Origin of the sequence: Erythrobacter westpacificensis (genome assembly GCF_039542285.1) — a bacterium.
GTDB classification, from domain to species: Bacteria; Pseudomonadota; Alphaproteobacteria; order Sphingomonadales; family Sphingomonadaceae; genus Alteraurantiacibacter; species Alteraurantiacibacter westpacificensis.
The window spans coordinates 1-6,512 of record NZ_BAABHV010000015.1; the positions used below are offsets into that span (position 1 = coordinate 1).

4 protein-coding genes are annotated in these 6,512 nt (G+C 62.2%); 1 reads left to right on the forward strand and 3 read right to left on the reverse strand.

Translation table 11 applies throughout. The annotated features are described in order from the left end of the window. Positions 1–377: hypothetical protein (locus ABFX23_RS10830; RefSeq protein WP_428831660.1), on the reverse strand; the 377-nt coding region annotated here is incomplete at its 3' end. 402 nt (positions 378–779) lie between these two features. Between ABFX23_RS10830 and ABFX23_RS10835 the strand changes: the two genes are divergently transcribed. Next, complete coding sequence (locus tag ABFX23_RS10835) at positions 780–3,017, forward strand: TonB-dependent receptor (RefSeq protein ID WP_346033074.1); 2,238 nt, start codon at positions 780–782, stop codon at positions 3,015–3,017. A 147-nt stretch (positions 3,018–3,164) separates the two neighbouring features. Here ABFX23_RS10835 and ABFX23_RS10840 read toward each other — a convergent pair whose 3' ends face one another. Further along, positions 3,165–3,962: a DeoR/GlpR family DNA-binding transcription regulator gene (locus ABFX23_RS10840; RefSeq protein ID WP_346033075.1), complete on the reverse strand. Its 798-nt coding sequence runs from the start codon at positions 3,960–3,962 to the stop codon at positions 3,165–3,167. 107 nt (positions 3,963–4,069) lie between these two features. Continuing rightward, the coding region (locus tag ABFX23_RS10845; RefSeq protein WP_346033076.1) for a TonB-dependent receptor domain-containing protein at positions 4,070–6,512 on the reverse strand (2,443 nt) is incomplete at its 5' end.

Consider the following 6,512-nt stretch of genomic DNA (forward strand, 5'->3'; position numbering starts at 1 on the left):
AATCCGTCATCGTTCCGTCCGTCCAATCTCCGCCAAGCATGCTCAAGCTTCACGATTTTTGCAACAGAGCCCACGCCCGTGCGCTCGCGCATCGTGCCGATGATGGCGCAGTGCGCGGGCAGTTCAACCGGCGGCGGCGTCATGCCGGGAGGGCCAGGCGGCACCGGCGCGGGACCAGCGGGATTGAACGTGGTGCTGAGCAGGCGGGTGGACGCATCCGGCCAGTGCCCCGCCATCGACTGCACAAGAGCGGCGCAGCGTGCAGCGTTAGCGGCGCTGTCAGGGGAGACAGCAGCGGTTTCGGTCGCGCCCGCCTGTTGCGGCAGCACGCTCATGACGGCCGCCAGCGGCATAACCAAAATGCGACGCGTGTTCATTGCGCTTTTCTCCCGCTCCTCTCCGGAACCGACGCCACAGTAAACGCGTGACACCAATTCAGCAATCGATTACAAGGTGACTCTGTCCAGGAATTGACGTGGATGTCCAGGTTTATGACACCAGCCACTCATCCAGTGATATTCCCACTCAGTTAAAACTGTGGGCGAACTGCCACAGTCGGTCATTTTCTTTTCTCTGGTAAACGAAAGGGATCGTCGAAACAAACGAAACTTCCTACACAGTGATAACAGCGCACCGGCCGCTTTTGCACAGGGCACAATATACGCCCTGAAAGCACAGTAAATGGCCCAAAAAAGGCGGATCGCTGTTGGAATGAAAACAGTGCCCACCCTGAAGTGAACGAAACGACAGGGGCGCACATAAAACAGGAGAGGGAGGACATGACGTCCAATAAACAATCAAACGCCGTGCGCGCAGTGCTGGCGTTGCTTTCGTCAACTTCTTGCATCATCGCTGCAGCACCCGCGCTTGCCCAGCAATCGCCGCAGCAGGGCGAGGCGCTGGAAGAGATCATCGTCACCGCGCAACGGCGCGAGGAAAACCTCCAGAAGGTAGCCGTCGCTGCGACCGCGCTCTCAGGCGAAGGCCTTACCGAAAAGGGTGTCACTCGCGTCGATGAGCTGCAGACCGTGGCGCCATCGCTCTCCGTGACGGATTCGGGATGGACGCAGAACGTGAACATTCGCGGCATCGGCCTGGCAAGCGTATCGCCCATCGTCCCCAATGGCATCGCCACTTATGTGGATGGCATCTTCCAGCCACCGATCGTCACCACCAACAGCTTCTACGACCTGGCTACGGTGGAAGTGTTGCGTGGACCGCAGGGCACATCCGTGGGCTCCAACTCGATCGGCGGCGCGATCTTCATCAACAGCCGCAATCCCAGCTTCTCAGGCGTCGAAGGCTATATCGAGGGCTCGGTGGGCACCTATGACGCGCGCGGCGCGGAAGGCGCAGTGAACCTGCCGCTCTCCGAGACGCTCGCAATCCGTGGTGCGGGCAAGTGGCGCAAGCGCGATTCCTTCTACGATGATCTCGGCCCGCTCAACAATCAGCCCGGTCGGCTCGATGAAGTCGCGGGCCGCTTTGGCGCGCTGTGGCGGCCAAGCGATGCGTTCCAGGCGCTGTTCAAGCTGGAAGCCGCGAGCAAGGACAGCGGCGGCTATGCCTATCGCCCCTCGCCCGCCACGCCTTATGCCGGCTACCGCACCAGCGACATTCGCGACGTGGATTATGACAGCCCGACGCGAAACGACGAGCGCGCCATCCAGATGTCGCTGGAACTGCGCTACGAGCTTGGCTCCGGTATCATTCTGCGCTCGCTGAGCGGCTACCAGAACAAGCGCATCTTCAACCTCTACGACAGCGACGCGACCAATGCCGCGCGTTACAGCCCGGCGGATGCCGCCTTGCTCGCGGTCAGAACGACCGACCAGTTCGTGCGCGAGCGGGTGTGGACGCAGGAGTTCAACATCATTTCCCCGACCGACCAGACGCTCTCGTGGATCGTCGGCGGCTATTATCAGCGCAACCGGATCGACGCGGACACCGAGAATCTCTCGAATGGCTTCCCGACCGACATCCTGTTCGACACTGACAATATCACCACCGGCGTCTTCGGTCAGGTGACGTACCAGCTTTCACCAAGCCTCGCGCTGGATGTCGGCGCACGCTACTCGCACTTCTCCGCCACCGGCGGCGGCGGTGTGTTCATCGGCCGGGGCATCCCGATCTTCCCGCCGACGGGCCTGCAAGTCGCGGACCTGAGCGGTGAGCACAAGGACGGCCGGATGACCGGCAAGGTCTCGCTCAACTGGACTCCGGACGAGAACAATCTGATCTATGCCTTCGTCGCGCGCGGCTACAAGCCGGGGGGCTTCAATTCGATGGTTTCGGAATTCGATCCTGAAACCGTCATCGACTATGAAATCGGCTGGAAAGCGACGCTGATGGGCGGCGCAGTGCGCACGCAGCTCGGCGCCTTCTATTACGACTACAAGAACTTCCAGTTCGACGTTCTGAATACGGCTACCGCACAGGCCGCCCCGACCAACCTGACCGGCGCGACCGTGAAGGGTATCGAGGCGCAGATCCAGGCGCGCGTCTCCGGCTTCACCTTCGATGCAGGCGTCGCCTATGTCGACTCCGAACTGGGTGACGTGACCTTCGTTGATACGCGCGCTTATGCCCGGGCGTTCCCCGGCATCACGCCGGCTGTCCAATGCGCGCCGGGCCTGCCTTCGGACCCGCCGAACTGCATCGACTATACGCCGTTCATCCGTACGACCGGCGGCGGCCAGAACCTTTACTCACCGAAATGGACCTATAACCTCGGCGCGCGCTATGATCTGTGGGTCGGCGACGTGAAGATCACGCCCAGCGTGAGCTACGCCTATGTCGGCCCGCAATGGACCTACATCGGCTACTCTCCGATCAGCGACCGCCTGCCCTCGCGCGGCGTGCTGGGCGCGAGGCTCGGCATCGAGAAGGGCAATCTGCTCGTTGAAGCCTATGGCACCAATCTGACCGATGACGAATTTGTCACAGGCCAGTTCAACAATAACGAGTACTATGGCGCACCGCGCGAATATGGCGTGCGCGTCCGCTACGACTTTTAACGAACGGGGCCGGGCTGGCTGCGCGAAGGCGCAGTCGGCCTGGACGCCGGCCATCCCATTCACGCATTAACACATGCGGCTCACAAGTCCTGCGACGTCACGCAGGGATGGCGTTTTGCTCTCGCAGCGGCCCGTCAAGCTGACCCCTCAGTCTTGGGCGTCTTCCGCTTCGCTTTCCGGAAGAGCATTCACCACCTCGACATTATGTTCCGCGCAAACTGCGGCGAGCTCGGGGCTGTCGAGATAGTCGGTCACGAACACGTCGATGGCGCCGATATGCCCGATGCGGACCGGCGCGCTGCGCGTCAGTTTGCTCCGGTCGGCCACGAGGATGACCGAGCGAGAGTTTTCGACGATGGCATGCGAGACCTGCACTTCGTTCAGGTCGAAATCCAGCAACGAGCCATCCTCATCGATTGCCGATGCACCGATGACTGCGAAATCGACCTTGAAGTTCCTGATGAAATCGACAGCTGTCGGGCCCACCGCTGCCCGATCGGCATGACGGACACGACCGCCGACGACGATCAGGTCTATCGCGGGATTGCGGCAGAGAATGTCCACCACGTTCAGATTGTTGGTGAGGACGAGGAGGTTGGTCCGCCCGGCCAGCGCCCGCGCCACTTCTTCCGTCGTCGTGCCGATGTTGATGAACAACGAGGCGCCATCGGGGATGCGGGCTGCCGCTTCCCGTCCTATGGCCGCCTTTTCCTCCACCGAGAGCCGTCGCCGCGCCTCATATTGCAGGTTTTCCACGCCGGAGCCGAGGATGGCGCCGCCATGGACCCGCGAAAGATAGCCGCGCTCGCACAGGTCATTGAGATCCTTGCGGATCGTCTGCGGGGTGACATTGAGACGGGAGACAAGATCCTCGACCGTCACCTTGCCATTGCGGCGAGCCAGATCGAGGATCTGGCGGTGCCGGGTATTGGATGCGCTCGTCATGACGGCGTTCTGACGCTTAGACTATAGAGTTGCAAGCGCCGTTGTGCGTGAGCGGTCATGACAATCGGGCCAGGCTGCGGCAACAGCCTGGCCCTCCCCTTTAGCTACTAGAAGGCCTTCGAGAGCGAGACGCCGATGACGCGCCCGATCGGGTTGGCCGCCTGCGGATCGAAACCACCGCCGCCATTGGCATTGGCAACGATGTTCACGAATGGCGGCTCGACATCGAACAGGTTGCGCACATCCAGCCCGACCCTCACCCCGCCAAGCATCGAAGCATCGTCCTCAAACCGGTAGGCTACGCTGAGATCCACCGTGGTATAGGCGTCCACCTTCTGAATCGGCGTCGCGAGATCGTTGGTATAACCGCCCATGTGATTGACGAACGCAAAGGCCGACAGCCCGCCCTGATGCCAGCCGACCGTGCCACGCGCACGGAAACGGACGGGATAGCCGATCCGATTCACGACGTTGACCTCCGGGGCGCCCGGCGTCTGCGAGAGACGATATTCGAGATAGTAAGTGCCGCTCAGGCCGAGGCTCAGTTCGCCGTCCGTCGTGGCACCGAACCGGTAATTGAACTCGAAATCGAGTCCGCTCGCCTTCGTGGTGGCCAGATTCTGTTCAAGGCCATTCACGAAGACGCCCGGCGCCGGCAGCAGCGGACCGAACAGCGGCAGCGGCGTCGGGTCCGGCCCCACGCCCAGAATGAACTTGTCGATCAGCGCCGAACATTCCGCGGAGGGGCAATAGGAAATGACCCCCGCGTAGGCCTCCGGATTCTGCAGGATATTGAGATTGCTCAGATAGCTGCTGATCTGGTTTTCATAGCTGATGTTGAAGTAATTCAGGCTGGCACGGAGGCCGGGAACAGCCGGCGAACGCCATTCTGCACCGAGCGACCAGGTGGTCGCGGTTTCCGGCTGCAGCCCCAGATTGCCACCACCGGTCGTATAGCCCAGCACCGGGCCGGTGGGCGTGGCGTAGTTCTGGACGAACACGGCCGAGACCGGCCCGACGAGCTGCGTGAGGCCCGGCGCACGGAAGGATGTGCCATAGCTGCCGTGGAACTTCAGTCCGCCCCCGACGAGCCAGTTGACGCCGATCTTGGGGTCCGTCGTGCGGCCGACGACGGTGTAGTTGGTCGTCCGCAAGCCGAAGTCGAGCGTCAGTTCCTCGATCCCCGGCATGCTGTTGCCCACTCCCACCAGCGGCACCAGCAATTCGCCGTAGAAGGCATCCGATGTGCGGGACAGGTCCTTCAGACCGCCAAAGGCCGGCGCATTGTTTTCCGGCGTGCCGAGAATGAGGCCGTTGAGCACCTTGTCCGTCTGACGCTGATAGCCGACCGCCAGCTGGACATTGCCACCCGGCAGGGCGAACAGCGTGCCATCGAGCTTGGCTTCATAGACATATTGGCGGCTGCGCCCCGGGGCGGCGAACAGATCGTTATTGATGCCGGCGAGCACTTCCGGCCGATTGGGGCCGAACAGATTGAGCGCAGTGGCAGGATCGCTGCTGGCGAGTGCTGCCGCGACCTGCGGCGAGGTGCTGGCGATCCGCACCTGATAGGCTTCATCCTTGTTCTGCCCGTAGGAGCCGCTGACGGTCAGGCGCCAGTCGCCCCACAACTTTGCTTCCGCGCCCAGATAGGCAGTGTAGTTCTCGGAATAGCCGCTGTCCGTCCAGGTATCCCCCAGCGATTGGCCGCCGAACCAGTAATTCACGATCGCGGAGGTGGCGTTGGTGCCGGGAGGCGCCACGAAGTAGGGATTTGCATTCGTGACCACCAGCGGGCCGGATTCGAATGGCACCTCACGGCGATAGCGACGGTGCGAATAATGCGCATCGGCAAAGATGCGGAGTCCTTCGGTGATCTCCTGATCGAATGTCAGTGCCACGCTGTGCTGCTTCTGGTGGGGCAGCAGATCCTGGGATTTGATCGGATCGCACAGATTGACGGTGCCGGGCACGAGTTGCCCCGCCGTCGCCTGCGTGACGCCGCCGGCCGGGATCGCATAAGTCGTGCCATTGACCTCGATGGTGCCCGGATTACAGGCGGTCCTGCGGTTATCCGCACCGCCCCGGCCGGAGAGATCCGCCGAATAGAAATCGCGATCCAGCCCGCTGAGCGCGCTGCGCTGTGAAATCTCGCCGCCAATCGTCAGCTGGCCCGTGCTCCAGCGATGGCCCGCCAGTGCATTGACCTGCCACTCATCATAATTGTCGCCGAAGCCATAGCGGCCACCGACCTGAAACCCCTCGAAATTGCGGCGGGTGATGAGGTTTACCACGCCGGCGATGGCGTCCGAACCATAGGTTGCCGAGGCGCCGTCCCCGACGATGTCGACCCGCTGCAGCATGACTGTCGGGATCGCGGTGGGGTCTACCGCCAGACCGACTGTGCCAGCCGGAACCGCGCGATGGCCGTTCACCAGCGTCAGCGTCGCGAAGGGGCTCAATCCGCGAAGGTTGATGGCATGGCTCTGTTGCAAAGATTGGCGGCAGTCAGAGGTAGGCTGTCGCTCTGCGCCGATCAGGCGGCTGCTG

Excerpts from the sequence above, each read along its gene's own strand:
- ABFX23_RS10835 (WP_346033074.1), top strand. The coding sequence starts at position 780 with ATGACGTCCAATAAACAATCAAACGCCGTGCGCGCAGTGCTGGCGTTG.
- ABFX23_RS10840 (WP_346033075.1), bottom strand. The coding sequence starts at position 3,962 with ATGACGAGCGCATCCAATACCCGGCACCGCCAGATCCTCGATCTGGCT.